The organism is Pseudomonas sp. OTU5201, from assembly GCF_038440135.1.
GTDB classification, from domain to species: domain Bacteria; phylum Pseudomonadota; class Gammaproteobacteria; order Pseudomonadales; family Pseudomonadaceae; genus Metapseudomonas; species Metapseudomonas resinovorans.
In genome coordinates this window covers 96,059-110,830 of the sequence record NZ_JASATC010000017.1, presented here as the reverse complement: position 1 = coordinate 110,830, position 14,772 = coordinate 96,059, and the positions used below count along the sequence as shown (strand labels likewise).

The window sequence follows — 14,772 nt, the reverse complement described above, 5'->3', positions numbered from 1 at the left end:
CAGCTATTGGCGGCGTTTCGCTGGCAAGCCAGCTCCTACAAGGCTCTTGCCCGGAGGGTAAATCGCTCGCAACAGCTAACGCAGACATAGCCAATGCATTCGCCTCTTCAGGAAGAGCCGTTCGCCCCCACAGCCCCTCACCTGATCCCACTCTCCTTGAACGCCTCCGCCAAAAAGTCGATCAGGGTCCGCACCGAGGGCAACAGCCCCCGCCGGGACGGAAACGCGGCATGCACGATGCCGGTCCTGGGTACCCAGTCCGGGGTCACCTCTATCAGTTTGCCGCTGGCCAGCCCATCCCGTGCCACCACCCAGGGAATATGCACCACGCCCACCCCCGCCTCGGCTGCCTGGCGCAGCACCAGCAGGTCATCCGTCACCAGACGGGGATGATGGCGCACGGCGGCGCTCGCCCCGTCCGGGCCGTCCAGTTGCCAGGTGTACTCGCGCAATGCAGCACCCCAATGCAGGCTCGGCAGGCCGGCCAGATCCGCTGGCACCAACGGCTGCGGCAGGCGTTCCAGCAGGGTCGGAGCGGCCACCAGACACTGGGTGCTATTGGCCAGCACCTTCATCACCAGATCGGTGTCGTCCAGAGGCGGGAAGCGCACCCGCAGGGCGATGTCGATGCCTTCCTGGATCAGGTCCACCTGGCGGTTGGTGCTCTCGATATGCAACTCCACCAACGGGTACTCCACCATGAAGCGCGTCAGCATCGGCCCCACCCAGAAGTCCAGCAGCGCCGTGGGGCAGCTGATCCGCACCACGCCCTGGGGCTCGGAGCGGTTGCGCTCGATCACCTCGGCGGCGCCTTCCGCTTCCACCATCATCGCCACGCAATGGCGGTAATACTCCTGGCCAATCTCGGTGACCGAGAAATGCCGTGTCGAGCGCTGGATCAACCGCACGCCCAGTCGCTCTTCGAGGTTGGCGATGCGCCGGCTGAGCTTGGACTTGGGCATGTCCAGCGCCCGCCCGGCCGGGGCAAAGCCGCCATGCTCGACCACCTGGGCGAAGTAGTAGAGGTCGTTGAGGTCGTCCACCAGCGTTCTCCAAATAGGACTCTGAGAGCAATTTAGCCCGACTACCGGAGCCAGTGTTGCAGTTTCAAGATGTGCCCCATGCACTTCAGGAGGCACACCATGAAAAAGATCCGTGGCATCTACACCAGCCCCAGGCCCCATTGGGTGGGCGACGGTTTTCCGGTTCGCACGCTGTTTTCCTACGACAGCCTGGGCAAGCACATCAGCCCGTTCCTGCTGCTGGACTACGCCGGTCCCGCCGAATTCGCCCCAACTGAACGTCCACGCGGCGTCGGCCAGCATCCGCACCGGGGTTTCGAGACCGTGACCATCGTCTACCAGGGCGAACTGGAACACCGGGACTCGACCGGTGCCGGCGGACTGATCGGCCCCGGTGACGTGCAGTGGATGACGGCGGCCGCGGGCATCCTCCACGAGGAGTTCCACTCCGAAGCCTTCACCCGCAGTGGCGGCACCCTGGAAATGGTTCAGCTCTGGGTCAACCTGCCGGCCCGCGACAAGCTGGCAGCCCCCGGCTACCAGACCCTCCTCGACGCCGATATTCCCCACCTGCCATTGCCCGACGCTGCCGGCAGCCTGCGCCTGATTGCCGGCGAGTTCTCCGGCAAGCGCGGGCCGGCACGCACCTTCACGGACATGGATGTCTGGGACATCCGCCTGAACCGTGGCAGGCCGGTCAACCTGGGCCTCCGGCCCGGCCGCAACACTGCCCTGGTAGTGCTGCGCGGCACCCTGCTGGTGAACGGCGAAGAATGGGTGCGCCAAGGGCACTTGGCGCTGTTCGAACCCGCCGGCGACGAACTGCTGCTTGAGGCCAACGACCAGGCCCTGGTGCTGCTGCTTTCCGGCGAGCCAATCGATGAACCGATCGTCGGTTACGGCCCTTTCGTGATGAACAGCGAAAGCGAGATTCGCCACGCGATCCAGGACTTCCAGAGCGGCCGTTTCGGCCACATGGACGACTGACGGTCACACACCGGGCCGGGCGCTTGCCTAGTCTGGACAATCCCTCACGACGGATTCGTGAGCCGGCGGGCAACCGCTTCGGCCAGGACGGCCATCACCCTGATAAAGAGGTAAGACGCCATGAGCAACTTCGCCCAAATCGCAAACTTCAACGGACAGATTCCGAGAATCGACCCCGATGATGCCGCGATGCTGCTGATCGACCATCAGAGTGGGCTGTTCCAGACGGTCAAGGACATGCCCATGACCGAGCTGCGGGCCAATGCCATCACCCTGGCGAAGGTCGCCTCCCTGGCCAAGATGCCAGTCATCACCACCGCTTCGGTGCCCCAGGGCCCGAACGGCCCGCTGATCCCGGAGATCCACGAAGCCGCGCCCCACGCCCAGTACGTGGCGCGCAAGGGCGAGATCAACGCCTGGGACAATCCCGAGTTCGTCGCCGCCGTAGAGAAAACCGGCCGCAAGACACTGATCATCGCCGGCACCATCACCAGCGTATGCATGGCCTTCCCCAGCATCAGCGCGGTGAACGCCGGCTACAGGGTGTTCGCTGTCATCGACGCGTCAGGTACCTACTCGAAGATGGCCCAGGAAATCACCCTGGCGCGCGTCGTCCAGGCCGGCGTGGTGCCGATGGACACCGCATCCGTCTGCTCCGAAGTGCAACGAACCTGGAACCGACCGGACGCGGCCCAGTGGGCCGAAGCCTACAGCCATGTATTCCCGCACTACCAACTGCTGATCGAGAGCTACATGAAGGCTCAGCAGGTGGCCAAGGAAAACGAAGTGCTGGATTCGCAACGCTGACCCCCGCAGTCCACCACTCGAAGGTGGGCGACCAATCGAAGCAAGGAGAACCACTATGTCTTTCCAATACAAACGCCTGGACAAGAACGACGCTGCAGTACTGCTGGTCGATCATCAGGCCGGCCTGCTCTCGCTGGTACGGGACATCGATCCCGACAAGTTCAAGAACAACGTGCTGGCCCTGGGCGACCTGGCCAAATACTTCAAGCTGCCGACCATCCTCACCACCAGTTTCGAGACCGGCCCCAACGGTCCGCTGGTGCCCGAGCTGAAAGAGCAGTTCCCCGATGCGCCCTACATCGCCCGCCCCGGCAACATCAATGCCTGGGACAACGAGGACTTCGTCAAGGCGGTAAAGGCCACCGGCAAGAAGCAGTTGATCATCGCGGGTGTGGTGACCGAGGTCTGCGTGGCCTTCCCTGCATTGTCGGCCCTTGAAGAAGGCTTCGACGTATTCGTCGTCGCCGACGCCTCCGGCACCTTCAACGAAGTCACCCGTGACGCTGCCTGGCGCCGAATGGAAGCTGCCGGGGCGCAATTGATGACCTGGTTCGGCGTGGCCTGCGAGCTGCACCGCGACTGGCGCAACGACATCGAAGGCCTCGGTACCCTGTTCTCCAACCACATTCCCGACTATCGCAACCTGATCACCAGCTACAGCACCCTCACCGCGAAGTGAGCCATACAGGGGCCGCGTCGTATCGGCGCGGCTCCCTGCCCCGATGCGCGCCCCTGCTCTAAGATGTCGCCCCCGCCAGCCCCACACAAAGGAGTGACACATGCCCCATGACGGCAGCCTGCTGCAGGTCGCAGTGATTTTCCTGGTCGCAGCCGTCCTCACGGTGCCCCTGGCCAAGCGCCTGCAACTGGGGGCTGTACTGGGTTATCTCGCCGCCGGGGTGCTGATCGGTCCGTCCGCACTGGGGCTGATCAGCGACACGGAAAGCGTCGCCCACCTCTCCGAACTGGGCGTGGTGTTGCTGCTCTTCATCATCGGCCTCGAACTCTCGCCCCGGCGACTCTGGGTCATGCGCCGCTCGGTATTCGGTATCGGGCTTGCCCAGGTGCTGCTGACCGCCCTCGCCATCGGCGCCATCGCCTGGCTGGGCTTCGCCCAATCGCTGAATACTGCCGCCGTGCTGGGCCTTGGTCTTGCGCTGTCGTCTACCGCCTTCGGCCTGCAGATACTCGCCGAGCGCAAGGAACTGACCAGCCCCCACGGCCGCCTGGCCTTCGCCATCCTGCTGTTCCAGGATATCGCCGCCATCCCGCTGATCGCCCTGCTTCCGGTCATCAGTGGCGCCGGCGAGCTGGAGGCCGACCGCGACACGCTGGTCCACCTGCTCCAGGTCGTAGGCAGCGTGGGGGCGGTCATCGTGGGCGGCCGCTACCTGCTACGGCCGGTGTTCCGCATCGTCGCCAAAACGAAGCTGCAGGAAGTCTCCACCGCCACTGCACTGCTGGTAGTGATCGGTACCGCCTGGCTGATGGAACTGGTGGGCGTCTCCATGGCCCTCGGCGCCTTCATCGCCGGCCTGCTGCTGGCGGACTCGGAATACCGCCACGAGCTGGAATCCCAGATCGAGCCGTTCAAGGGCCTGCTGCTGGGCCTGTTCTTCATCAGCGTGGGCATGACCGCCGACCTCAGCCTGTTGTTGAACCAGCCACGGGTGGTGATCGGCCTGACCCTGCTGCTGGTGCTGATCAAGCTGCCGCTGCTGTTCCTGGTCGGCCGTCTTGGCGGTGGGCTGGATAACGCCCATGCACTGCGCCTGGGCATCGTCCTCGCGGCAGGCGGCGAGTTCGCCTTCGTAGTGTTCAAGCTGGCCTTCGAGCAGCACCTGCTGGATAACCACCTGCACGACCTGCTGGTGCTCGCCATCACCCTGTCCATGGCCATCACCCCGCTGCTGGTGCTGACCCTGTTCCGCCTGTTCAAGACCAGGCCGGCGCCGGTGACCGTCCCGGAGGAATACACCCGCATCGACAACGATGCGCCCCGCGTGGTGGTCGCCGGCATGGGTCGCATGGGCCAGATCATCGCGCGGATGCTGCGCGCCCAGCGGGTGCCCTACGTGGCGCTGGACACCAATGTGGAAATGATCGAGTACGGTCGCAGCCTGGGCCGCATGCCTATCTACTACGGCGATCCCCTGCGCCCGGAAATCCTCCGCGCGGCCAAGGTGGATAAGGCCGAATTCTTCATCGTCGCCACCGATGATCCGGACACCAACCTCAAGACCACCGAGCTGGTGAAACGCCTCTACCCGCACATCAAGGTCATCGCCCGCGCGCGCAACCGCCAGCACGTCCATCGCCTGCTGGACCTCGGCGCCGTGCCGGTGCGCGAAACCTTCCACTCCGCCCTGGAAATGAGTCGCCAGGCGCTACTCGGCATGGGCCTCGACGAGGATCAGGCCAATGCCCGCATCCGCCGCTTCCAGCGCCACGATGAAGAAGTGCTGGCCGCCCAGCACCAGGTCTACGACGACGAGGTCGCCGTGATCCAGACTGCTCGCCAAGCCCGTGCCGAGCTGGAGCATCTGTTCGACGCTGACCTGATCGAAGACAAAGGGGTGAAGTAACCGCTGAAAGCCGTTGATTGCGCGAGTTCTTCGTAGGACGCGGTGGAGCGCAGCGATACCCATCACCGCCTTTGGCCAATGCGACGTCCGCTGGAGGAAAGTCGCCCGTGAGCAATACTCAATCGCTGGACCGTGACTTCCTCTAGCCCAAAAGGCGGCAATCATCATGAACAGGGACCCGATCGGCTCAACGGCAGTTGTGGAAGAAGGCGCTGCCTCCCGGTTGATCGACGCGAGAATCAGGGAGCTGGGTGATTGGCGGGGCGAGATGCTCGTCCGGGTCCGAACGCTCATCAGGCAGGCCGCCCCCGACGTGGTCGAGGAATGGAAGTGGAGAGGGGTTCCGGTGTGGTCGCACGCCGGCATCATCTGCACCGGGGAGACGTACAAGCACGTCGTGAAGCTGACCTTCGCCAAAGGTGCGTCGCTGGCGGACCCTTCAGCCCTCTTCAACTCCAGTCTCGAAGGCAACACCCGCCGCGCCATCGATATCCATGAGGGCGACAGCCTCGATGAAAAGGCACTGACGGCGCTGATTCACGCCGCCGTGGCACTCAACACAGCCAGTTCCCAGAAAAAGAAGCACGCCAGACCGGCCGGATGAGCGGCGTTCCGAGAAGCCTCAGTCGGCCCGGCTACTCATATGCCGTCGGTATTGCCGTGCACGGCTCAGGGTCTTCCACTGCTCCTGCAGCAATGCCCGCAGGGGGGAGGCATTCGGGTCCGGCTGGTTGCCGCGCGCCAGACGATGCATCTGGAGTTTCACCAGAGACATGTAGGCCAGCGCGGCCAGGGCCTTGCGCTTCCAGCGGATCGGCGGCAGCTCGGCGCTGGCCTGGGCCTGGCCCGCTTGCCAGAGGCCCGGCAGCGCCGGGTTGACCGCCAGGGCAGTGGCGATGCCAGCCATGGCCACACCGCCGGCCAGCACCTGTTCCACCACCGGCAGGCGGCGGATACCGCCGGTGACCATCACCGGCACGGTCGCTATTGCGGCGATCTCCTGGGCGAACTCCAGGAAGTAGGCTTCGCGGGCCAGGGTGCGGCCATCGCGGGCATCGCCCTGCATGGCAGGCGCCTCGTAGCTGCCACCGGAGAGTTCCACCAGGTCCACCGACAGCTCGCTGAGCCAGAGCACCACCTGGCGCGCATCGCTCGGCTCGAAGCCGCCGCGCTGGAAGTCCGCCGAGTTCAGCTTCACCGCCACGCAGAAGCCCGGCGACACCGCTGCGCGCACAGCCTTCACTACCTCCAGCAACAAGCGCGCACGGTTCTCGATAGAGCCGCCCCAGCGGTCCTCGCGGCGGTTACTCAAGGGCGAAAGGAACTGACTCAGCAGGTAGCCGTGGGCGGCATGCACTTGCACCCCGCTGAAGCCGGCCTGTTCGGCCAGCGCTGCGGTGCGGGCGAAGCGCTGGATCAGCTCGGCAATCTCCGCTTCGTCCAGCGCCTTGGGCACCGGGAACAGCTTCGACAACCCCCCCATGTCCAACGCCACGGCGGAGGGCGCCACGGTGGGCTGGCCGAGGTTGGCCTGCATCTGCCGGCCGGGGTGGTTGATCTGCATCCAGAACTGCGCCCCTCGCGCCCGGCCGATGCGTGCCCATTCGCGGAAGCGCTCCAGCCGTTGCCCTTCCTCCAGCACCACGCCGCCGGGGCCGGTCATGGCGCGGGCGTCCACCATCACATTGCCGGTCAGCAGCAGCCCGGCGCCCCCCTCTGCCCAGGCACGGTAGAGGCGCAAAAGCTGGTCAGACGGGGTCTGGTCCTGATTGGCGAGGTTTTCCTCCATCGCCGCCTTGGCGATGCGGTTCGGAATGACGGCGCCATTGGGCAACTGCAGGGACTGGAACGGCGACATGGAGGCTCTCCGGAAAGGTGGGGCGCCGTGCGTCGGTTTTTGGATAACCGGGCGATGGCGGGACTATGTCGCGGCAAAGCCTAAGGTTAAAGTCAACTTTAAAGTCAATAGGGGAGCCCCATTTAATGAAAATCGGCGAACTCGCCCGGCGCAGTGGCCTGGCCACCTCGCGCATCCGTTTCTACGAAGCCAGCGGCCTGATCAGCGCCCGCCGCATGGGCAACGGCTATCGCGACTATTCCGAGCAGACGCTGCACGCGCTGGAGATCATCGCCTGTGGGCAACAGGCTGGCTTCAGCCTGGAGGAAATGCGCAACCTCATGCCCGACCCCGCCCAGCGCACCAGCAACCACGACCTGCTGCTGGAAAGTCTTCAGCGCAAGGTCAGCGAGATCGACGCGATGCAGCAACGCCTGGCGCAGAACCGCGCGCGGCTGCTGGAAATCATCGCCGGCATCGAAGGCAAACCCGAAGGCATGGCCTGCGAGGAAAACGCCCAGCGCATGCTGGCCGGGTGGCGGGACGGCGCGAACGGGGCTGAACGGTAGTGCGTGCAGGCTTGGCGCGGGTTGGACCGCGTCGGGTCGAAAGTCGACTGGCGCCACCCCAGTGCCTCCAGATGTTCCGTGGTCTGTGCCACGCCCATCTCCCCTATCCTGCCTCGGCCACGGTCACGTAACATCCGCTACACGCGTGGTGGCGCTGATAGCACAGCGTTCATCCCTGCCACTCGCCTCGTCAACCTACGGTCGATTTCTGCCTTGAGCCAAAGTATTGAGCAGCCTATCGCGCTGTGCTCCGCCATGACGGATGTCCCCTGCCTTGAGACGATTGATATCTCAATCAGCTACGAGTCCATGCGGCAAATCATCATGCAGTCTCGGTACTCCTGCCTGGTGGTGCTCAATGGCACATCAGCTGGTTTTCCCCGTGGTTACATCTTGAAAAAACAACTGGCCATTGTGCTGTTGACCGGAAATCGTCCCAACCTTGAACGTCTGATTGTGTTCGGGCCTTCTTTTGCCGCGGATGTCAGCCTTTCTGAAGCGGCTATCGGCCTTGCCGCCAGCGGCGCTCATCTGGGGTTTGTCCCCAGCGAAGGTCGGCTGATCGGCATAGTCACCCCGAACGATGTTGAAAATGCTCTGGCGAAGTCCCAGATGTTCGAGCCTGCGAATCGGCCAGCTGACAAGCCTTAGAGTGCTCCGAGACTCACCCCTTCAGTCTCGGCCTTACCCTGGTTCGCCAGAACCCATTAATGACAGCGCCGGATCATCCGGCCATGACCCGTGCGGATCGCGTGGGTTTATTTCGACAGCACCGCGGTAAAGGTGCGAAGGAGACAGGTGGTGGAAATCTTTGCGTTGGCCTTGCTGATTGTCCTGAATGGCGCGTTCGCCATGTCGGAAATCGCATTGGTTGCAGCCAGGCGGGCCAGGCTGATGAAGTTGGCAGCAGATGGAGACTCGTCGGCAGCGGCGGCCCTGAAGCTGGGCGAGGATCCTACTCAGTTCCTGTCCACCATCCAGATTGGCATCACCTCCATCGGTATCCTCAACGGTATCGTGGGTGAGGCGGTGCTGGCGGAGCCGTTATCAAAATGGCTGCAGTCATTGGGCGTCCCTGAAGCGACTGCGGCCATTGGCGCTACCGCTGGCGTGGTTATCGTCATCACGTATTTCTCCATTGTGATCGGCGAATTGGTGCCCAAGCGCATTGGCCAGCTCAACCCAGAGGCCATCGCGCGCATGGTGGCCCGCCCCATGGTGACGTTGTCCTTCCTTACCAGACCCTTCGTGCTCCTGCTGTCCTGGTCGACCCATACCATCCTGCGCATCATGGGCGTGCGGCAGGTCAATAACTCGGGGGTCACCGAAGAAGAAATCCACGCCATGCTGGAAGAGGGCTCGGAGTCCGGCGTGATTGAGCAACATCAGCATGAAATGGTCCGCAATGTGTTTCGCCTGGACGACCGTCAACTGGGGTCCTTGATGATTCCCCGCTCCGACCTGGTTTTTGTCGATATCCGTAAATCACCCGAGGAAAACCTTCGGCTGATGATCGAGTCGGAGCACTCGCGTTTTCCGGTCTGCGACGGCAGCCCGGACAACCTGCTCGGCGTCATTCATGCGAAACAGGCCCTGGCACAATTGGCCCAGGGGCAGGCACCGGACTTCACCGAGCAACTCCAGTCCTGCGTCTTCGTTCCGGAAACCCTTACCGGCCTGGAGTTGTTGGAGCAGTTCCGAGGCAACAGCATGCAGATGGCCTTCGTCATCGACGAGTACGGCGAGTTGGAAGGCATTGTCACCTTGCAGGATTTGCTTGAGGCGGTAACCGGTGAATTCACACCAAACAACGCCGAGGACGCATGGGCGGTCCAGCGGCACGACGGTTCCTGGTTGCTCGATGGCGCCATTCCAATCCCGGAGTTGAAGGATCGTCTGTCCTTGAAGACCGTCCCCGAGGAAGCGCGAAATCGTTACCACACCGTCAGTGGGATGTTCATGTTGCTGCTCGGTCGGGTTCCGTCGACAGGGGAGCGCGTTCAATGGGGCGGATGGATGTTCGAGGTTGTGGACATGGATGGAAAACGCATCGACAAGATCCTTGCGACCCCCGTTGAGGAAGAGTCAGGTGACGATGCTGAGAATCCGGACGCTTCAGGCGGTGAGCCTAACAAGCGCGACAGCCGGGATTCGAACTCGTAGGTGTAACCGCAGTGGGGTGATCGGCCGATTGCCTGGAGCAGTTTAACGCCGCTGGGAGCGCTCCACTCGGGCACGACAGCGAGAAGGAAGCCGGCCCTTCGCGGGGCCGGTCCTGTTTTCAGATCACCCGCTTGATGCTGATGTAATCGCCCTGCGTGCGCTGGGTGACGGTCACCGGCTTGTTGGTGAGGTTGCGCCAGAACCAGCCGTGCTTGCCAGCGAAGGTGGCTTCCAGCACGCCGGAATCTACCGGGGTGGCGCGACCCTTGCCGTAGCCGTGGTAGAAGTCGCGAGGGGCACCGTAAGGGTCGCCGTGAGTATCGTAATTCACTGCGCTGCCGTTGGCGGTCCAGAGGTAATTCACCTTGGCGCCCTTCTTCATCTCCAGCTTGATCTCAGCACCCTGGTTCGGCTTCAGGGTGATGCTCATTTCATGTTGCTATCCGGTGACTTCTGGTGTCGCGGGCCAGGAGCTGGCCGATTTCGACGCCGACCTTGAAGGCGATCAGGTTGGCGATCGGGCCGTCTGGGGAAATCTCGAATTCCTGGATCTCGGTAGCCAGGCCGAAGCCGTGGAGCAAGCCGAAAATCAGCGTTGCTGCACAGGTATCGGGTTGGTAGCCGAACCAACGCTGGAAGGCGCCGAGGTTATCCAAGGCCTTGTAGACCACCGAGAAGCCGATGATTGCATCGATGACGTAGACGCTGATGCTGACGTTGGTCAGCACGCCGAAGAGGAACAGCAGGTGATCCTAACCGGTGATCGTGTGCTTGGCGCGCATGTACACGAAGGGCAGCAGAAGCACACCGGCACTTTCCTGGATGAAGCCCTTGTCGCCTTCAGGTACGCCATGGGCCAAACCGCGAACAATAGGGCGATTGCCAGCAAGGGCAGGAGCAGCGCTAGTACCGCGTGCGTTCTGACAGCGTTGCCGAGCATTTCCGATCTACCCGCCCGGAAAGACAACCACCTGCGTGCTTGACACCCATCCCCCCCCAGGGGGATAGGATGCAACGATCCATATCGCAGCACGGATGTCTTTCGATGAGCAAGCACGAACACGGCCATCAGCACCAAAGTCACAGCGAAATCATCAAAAGGTTGAAGCGGGCAGAAGGCCATCTGCGCAGCATCGTCACCATGATCGAGGATGGCCGGGCCTGCGCGGATATCGCCCAACAGTTGCATGCAGTGGAGAAGGCTGTCTGCCAGGCCAAGCGCACGTTGATTCAGGACCATATCGACCATTGCCTGGAACACACCGTGGGCGCGCTGACCAACGGCGAGCGCGCCCCGCTGGAAGCGTTCAAACAGATCACCAAGTACCTCTGACCTGCCATGTCCAGCTTCACCGAACTGCTGCAACAGGGCACGACTCAAGCCTGGCTTTACTTTCCTAGCGCCATCCTCCTGGGAGCCTTGCACGGCCTGGAGCCGGGCCATTCGAAAACGATGATGGCGGCCTTCATCGTGGCCATTCGAGGCACTGTGAAACAGGCGATCCTGTTGGGTTTGGCCGCGACCGTTTCGCATACCGCCGTGGTTTGGCTGGTCGCTCTGGGCGGTATTTACCTGGGCCAGAACCTGGACGCCGAGACCACCGAGCCGTACTTCCAACTGGCTTCTGCGCTGATCATCGTGGTCATCGCGCTCTGGATGCTCTGGCGAACCTGGCGTGGCGAGCAGATGTGGCGCCTCGAGCAGGACAATGACCATCACCACGACCACCATCATGACGAAACCCGGCGTATCGACACGGGCCATGGGCGTGTTGAACTATCGATTATCGAGGAAGGGGCGCCGCCGCGTTGGCGGTTTAACGTGATCAGTGGCCACGCCTGGGCGGCTGGAGAAGTGACCTTGCAGACCACCCGCCCGGACGGCCGCATGCGTCACTTCGCGTTCGCCGACCGGGGCGGCTACCTGGAGTCCGTGGATGAGATTCCAGAGCCCCATGAGTTCAGCGCACGGCTCAGCCTGGGCCATGGTGGTCACTCCCACGATTACGATTTGGCGTTCCAGAGGCACGCGCACGGCCATGCGAACCTGGAGGGGCCGGAACTGCCGCTGGAAGGCTACCAGGATGCCCACGAACAGGCCCACGCCAACGACATCCGCAAACGCTTCGCCAACCGCAATGTGACGACCGGACAAATCATTCTATTCGGCCTGACGGGAGGGCTGATTCCCTGTCCGGCAGCGATCACTGTGCTGCTGCTCTGCCTGCAAGTGAAAGAAGTCGCCCTTGGCGCCGCGCTCGTGTGGTGTTTCAGCATTGGCCTTGCCCTTACCCTGGTCAGCGTAGGAGCGGCAGCGGCCATCGGCGCTCGGCGGGCCTCCAATCGCTGGCCCTGGCTGGGAACCGTGGCACGACGAGCGCCCTATCTGTCGAGTCTGCTGATCATCGGCGTGGGCATCTACGTAGGCATCCACGGCTGGATGGGGCTGAATGCCCCGCACGGATAAAACGATGGCGGCTGAGCAGGTACCCTCCCCGTCATCGATCCGAAACGGCAGCCTGGACCTCATAAAGTGGCTGGCAATGCTGACCATGGTGATGGATCACCTGCGTTACATATGGCCGGAGGCCAATGGCCTGTATGTGCCCGGGCGAATTGCCTTTCCTTTCTTCTGCCTGGCCATTGCCGCCAACGTGGCGCGATCCCGTGTTGGTGATGTGTTCACCGCCGAGAATGCCCGCTATCTAGGCTGGCTGCTGCTTTTTGCGGCGCTGTCCGAAGTGCCTTACCGCAGCTATTTCTACGGAACCACGTCACTCAACGTGCTGCCAACGCTGTTACTGGGACTGGTGATTGCCTGGGGCGTCCATCATCAGACACGCGAGGCCTGCGTAATGGCGCTGGCCGCAGCTGCGCTAGCGTTCGTCCTCGATGGCCCGTTGATGTACGGCTTCATCGGCGCGCTGGTGCCCGCTGCTTTGCTGGTAGCGATCAGACAGCCCGGGCTGTTGTGGCTGCTGCCGGCCGCACTGTGTGTGCTGATGAATGCGCGTGACCACCTGCTGAGTGGAGTGGCCAGCTACCAGCTCTATCCGATCCTGGTGCTAGCCACCGCGTTCGTCGCGCCCTTGTTCGGCCTGTGGTTGCTGCGGCAATCCACGGGATTCAACGTGTGGCCGGTGCGACGTTGGGGCTACATCTTTTACCCGGTACACCTGGTCATTCTGCAGTTGGTGCGCATCGCTACCTTGTAGAAGCGGTCGCTACGGTTGCACGTGTTCTGGGTCCGGCTCAGCAACCTTGAAGCAGAGGCGGACGCTGGTGCCTTCGTTCTCGCGACTGGTCAGACTGGCTCGCCCCCCAAAGCGCTCCATGATCTGTTTCACCATGATCAAGCCAATCCCCAGCCCACCTTGTTTGGTGGTGTAGAAGGACTTGAAAGCCATCGCTTCCTGCTGACGCGACATGCCCTGGCCGGTGTCGCTGATGCTCATGAAGAGCCACCGACCTGTAACGTCCGTCTCGATACCGACCTTGAGCTTGCCGCCCTTTTGCATCGCCTCGATGGCATTGGCGACGACGCTGTTCAGCACCTGGGAGAGCAGCATGTGGTGGCTGACCACCTTGGGTGGAGAGTCATTGCTCATCTCAACCTGGATGTTCGCCTTCGCCAGTTGCGCTCCGAAATGCTCCAGGGTTTCTTTCATGATTTCGACCGGCTCAACCTGTTGCGACTCACCGTGCAGGGGGCGCAGGCAGAGAAGAAGCTCACGAACCCAGGCGGACATACGATCAACCTGGCTGATGATGTCGCGCACGCACTTCTGCAAATCCGGGCCTTCCAGCTCCTGGGCCAGTTCGGCGCTGGAGCGGATCGAGGCCAGGGGGTTGCGCAGGCTATGGGCAACAGCCGAAGACATTTCCCCAAGGCCCACATAAGTCCGGTTGGCTACCAGCTGGTTCTGCTGCGAGGCCAGCAGCCGCGAGGCACGCCGCACAATCCAGAACAGGCCGAAGTAGATCAGCAGGCCACCGACTGCGGTAGCCAGCCAGATCATCCTGTAGCCTCGGTTCACCCGCTCGATCAGGTCCACGGGCTCCTTGTAGATCTCGACCATGGACAGAACCTTGCCCCTGCCATCGGTCAGCGGGATGTAGTTCTCGATGAAGAAGTTCTTGGGCGGCCGCAGGAACTGCTGCTCGACGCGCTTTTCCCCGACCTCGGTGATTTCCGCTGAAACTTCGGTCGCCGAACTGAAGGCCTTCTCCATTTCTTCCTCACCCTCGACACGCTGGCCGATCAGGGCGGGGTTGGTCGACCAGACGACAACGTGGTCAGGGGAGTAAATGGTGGCCAGCAAGACGTCCGGCAAGTGGGAAAGGTGTTCGAGAAACTCGGAACGAGCGCGTTCCCGTCGGTGTCGCTCGTCCGCCGACAGTCCAGCGGCGTCCTGGAGAAGCAGCAGCTCGCCCATGTCCATGCCTGGCAGACGGTGATGCCGGACTTCGCCAGCGGCGAGGGTCTGGATGAACTGCGCGGTCAGGAGGGCGTCGCGCGCCAGGCTCTCATTGACCACGAAGCGCGTGGCGATGAGCCCGAGTCCCACGGCGACAGAGCTGATGATCACCAGGCTGATGATCGAGAACCAGCGGAGCAGGTTGAACGACTCGGTAGGCGCGATGGCATCCGTATCCCGCTCCAATATGTACTTCCCCCAGACAGTCGCCAGTTGCATGAGCGGCCCTCCCCGTGTTTTTCGATCCTGTATAGCAGCAGTGGAGACAGGGCCAATTGTGGCCCCGTCAGCGCTGTGCCAGGTGGTCGAGATCCCGGCATGACT

At 62.7% G+C, this 14,772-nt stretch carries 15 protein-coding genes and 1 pseudogene; 11 read left to right on the top strand and 5 right to left on the bottom strand.

The genetic code is table 11. The features are described 5' to 3' along the window. Window positions 1-137: 137 nt before the first annotated feature. The gene (locus AAHM40_RS13015) at window positions 138-1,046 is read right to left on the bottom strand and encodes a LysR family transcriptional regulator (RefSeq protein ID WP_342245017.1); all 909 of its coding nucleotides are present in this window, start codon (window positions 1,044-1,046) and stop codon (window positions 138-140) included. 96 nt (window positions 1,047-1,142) lie between these two features. Between AAHM40_RS13015 and AAHM40_RS13010 the strand changes: the two genes are divergently transcribed. The 5 genes from AAHM40_RS13010 (at window position 1,143) to AAHM40_RS12990 (ending at window position 6,005) form a co-directional block, all read left to right on the top strand. Then, complete coding sequence (locus AAHM40_RS13010) at window positions 1,143-2,009, top strand: pirin family protein (protein ID WP_342245014.1); 867 nt, start codon at window positions 1,143-1,145, stop codon at window positions 2,007-2,009. Between the two features lie 120 nt (window positions 2,010-2,129). Continuing rightward, window positions 2,130-2,816, top strand: coding sequence for a hydrolase (locus AAHM40_RS13005; RefSeq protein ID WP_342245013.1), 687 nt, complete (start codon window positions 2,130-2,132; stop codon window positions 2,814-2,816). 55 nt (window positions 2,817-2,871) lie between these two features. Further along, window positions 2,872-3,495: an isochorismate family cysteine hydrolase YcaC gene (gene ycaC / locus AAHM40_RS13000; RefSeq protein ID WP_342245012.1), complete on the top strand. Its 624-nt coding sequence runs from the start codon at window positions 2,872-2,874 to the stop codon at window positions 3,493-3,495. A gap of 100 nt (window positions 3,496-3,595) precedes the next feature. Beyond that, window positions 3,596-5,401 carry a monovalent cation:proton antiporter-2 (CPA2) family protein gene (locus AAHM40_RS12995; protein ID WP_342245011.1) on the top strand — a complete coding sequence of 602 codons (1,806 nt, stop codon included), beginning with the start codon at window positions 3,596-3,598 and terminating at the stop codon, window positions 5,399-5,401. A 166-nt stretch (window positions 5,402-5,567) separates the two neighbouring features. Continuing rightward, complete coding sequence (locus AAHM40_RS12990; protein ID WP_342245010.1) at window positions 5,568-6,005, top strand: DUF1801 domain-containing protein; 438 nt, start codon at window positions 5,568-5,570, stop codon at window positions 6,003-6,005. Between the two features lie 18 nt (window positions 6,006-6,023). Here AAHM40_RS12990 and AAHM40_RS12985 read toward each other — a convergent pair whose 3' ends face one another. Next, the gene (locus AAHM40_RS12985; RefSeq protein WP_342245009.1) at window positions 6,024-7,259 is read right to left on the bottom strand and encodes an NADH:flavin oxidoreductase/NADH oxidase family protein; all 1,236 of its coding nucleotides are present in this window, start codon (window positions 7,257-7,259) and stop codon (window positions 6,024-6,026) included. A gap of 125 nt (window positions 7,260-7,384) precedes the next feature. Here AAHM40_RS12985 and AAHM40_RS12980 point away from each other — a divergent pair, with 125 nt between their 5' ends. The 3 genes from AAHM40_RS12980 to AAHM40_RS12970 all read left to right on the top strand — a co-directional run bounded on the left by AAHM40_RS12980 (window position 7,385) and on the right by AAHM40_RS12970 (window position 9,970). Beyond that, window positions 7,385-7,807: a MerR family transcriptional regulator gene (locus tag AAHM40_RS12980; RefSeq protein WP_342245008.1), complete on the top strand. Its 423-nt coding sequence runs from the start codon at window positions 7,385-7,387 to the stop codon at window positions 7,805-7,807. Between the two features lie 213 nt (window positions 7,808-8,020). Beyond that, window positions 8,021-8,458, top strand: coding sequence for a hypothetical protein (locus AAHM40_RS12975; protein ID WP_342245007.1), 438 nt, complete (start codon window positions 8,021-8,023; stop codon window positions 8,456-8,458). A gap of 150 nt (window positions 8,459-8,608) precedes the next feature. Continuing rightward, on the top strand, window positions 8,609-9,970 hold the full coding sequence (locus AAHM40_RS12970) for a hemolysin family protein (RefSeq protein WP_342245006.1): 1,362 nt from the start codon (window positions 8,609-8,611) through the stop codon (window positions 9,968-9,970). A 118-nt stretch (window positions 9,971-10,088) separates the two neighbouring features. Here AAHM40_RS12970 and AAHM40_RS12965 read toward each other — a convergent pair whose 3' ends face one another. Together AAHM40_RS12965 and AAHM40_RS12960 are read right to left on the bottom strand one after the other, a co-directional pair. Further along, entirely contained in the window at window positions 10,089-10,400 is a 312-nt protein-coding gene (locus tag AAHM40_RS12965; RefSeq protein WP_342245005.1) for a hypothetical protein, read from the bottom strand. A gap of 34 nt (window positions 10,401-10,434) precedes the next feature. Continuing rightward, window positions 10,435-10,910: pseudogene (locus tag AAHM40_RS12960) on the bottom strand (HupE/UreJ family protein); the annotation flags it as partial. A gap of 105 nt (window positions 10,911-11,015) precedes the next feature. Here AAHM40_RS12960 and AAHM40_RS12955 point away from each other — a divergent pair. From AAHM40_RS12955 to AAHM40_RS12945, 3 genes are read left to right on the top strand one after another with little or no spacing between them, the layout of a single operon-like run. Next, window positions 11,016-11,303 carry a metal-sensing transcriptional repressor gene (locus tag AAHM40_RS12955; RefSeq protein ID WP_342245004.1) on the top strand — a complete coding sequence of 96 codons (288 nt, stop codon included), beginning with the start codon at window positions 11,016-11,018 and terminating at the stop codon, window positions 11,301-11,303. 6 nt (window positions 11,304-11,309) lie between these two features. Next, complete coding sequence (locus tag AAHM40_RS12950) at window positions 11,310-12,437, top strand: nickel/cobalt efflux transporter (protein ID WP_342245003.1); 1,128 nt, start codon at window positions 11,310-11,312, stop codon at window positions 12,435-12,437. Next, window positions 12,421-13,185, top strand: a complete 765-nt coding sequence (locus AAHM40_RS12945; protein WP_342245002.1) for a TraX family protein — start codon at window positions 12,421-12,423, stop codon at window positions 13,183-13,185. Before AAHM40_RS12950 ends, AAHM40_RS12945 begins: the two co-directional genes overlap by 17 nt. 9 nt (window positions 13,186-13,194) lie before the next feature. Here AAHM40_RS12945 and AAHM40_RS12940 read toward each other — a convergent pair whose 3' ends face one another. Continuing rightward, window positions 13,195-14,667 (bottom strand): sensor histidine kinase, encoded by a 1,473-nt coding sequence (locus AAHM40_RS12940; protein WP_342245001.1) that lies wholly within the window; start codon window positions 14,665-14,667, stop codon window positions 13,195-13,197. Window positions 14,668-14,772: the final 105 nt, after the last annotated feature.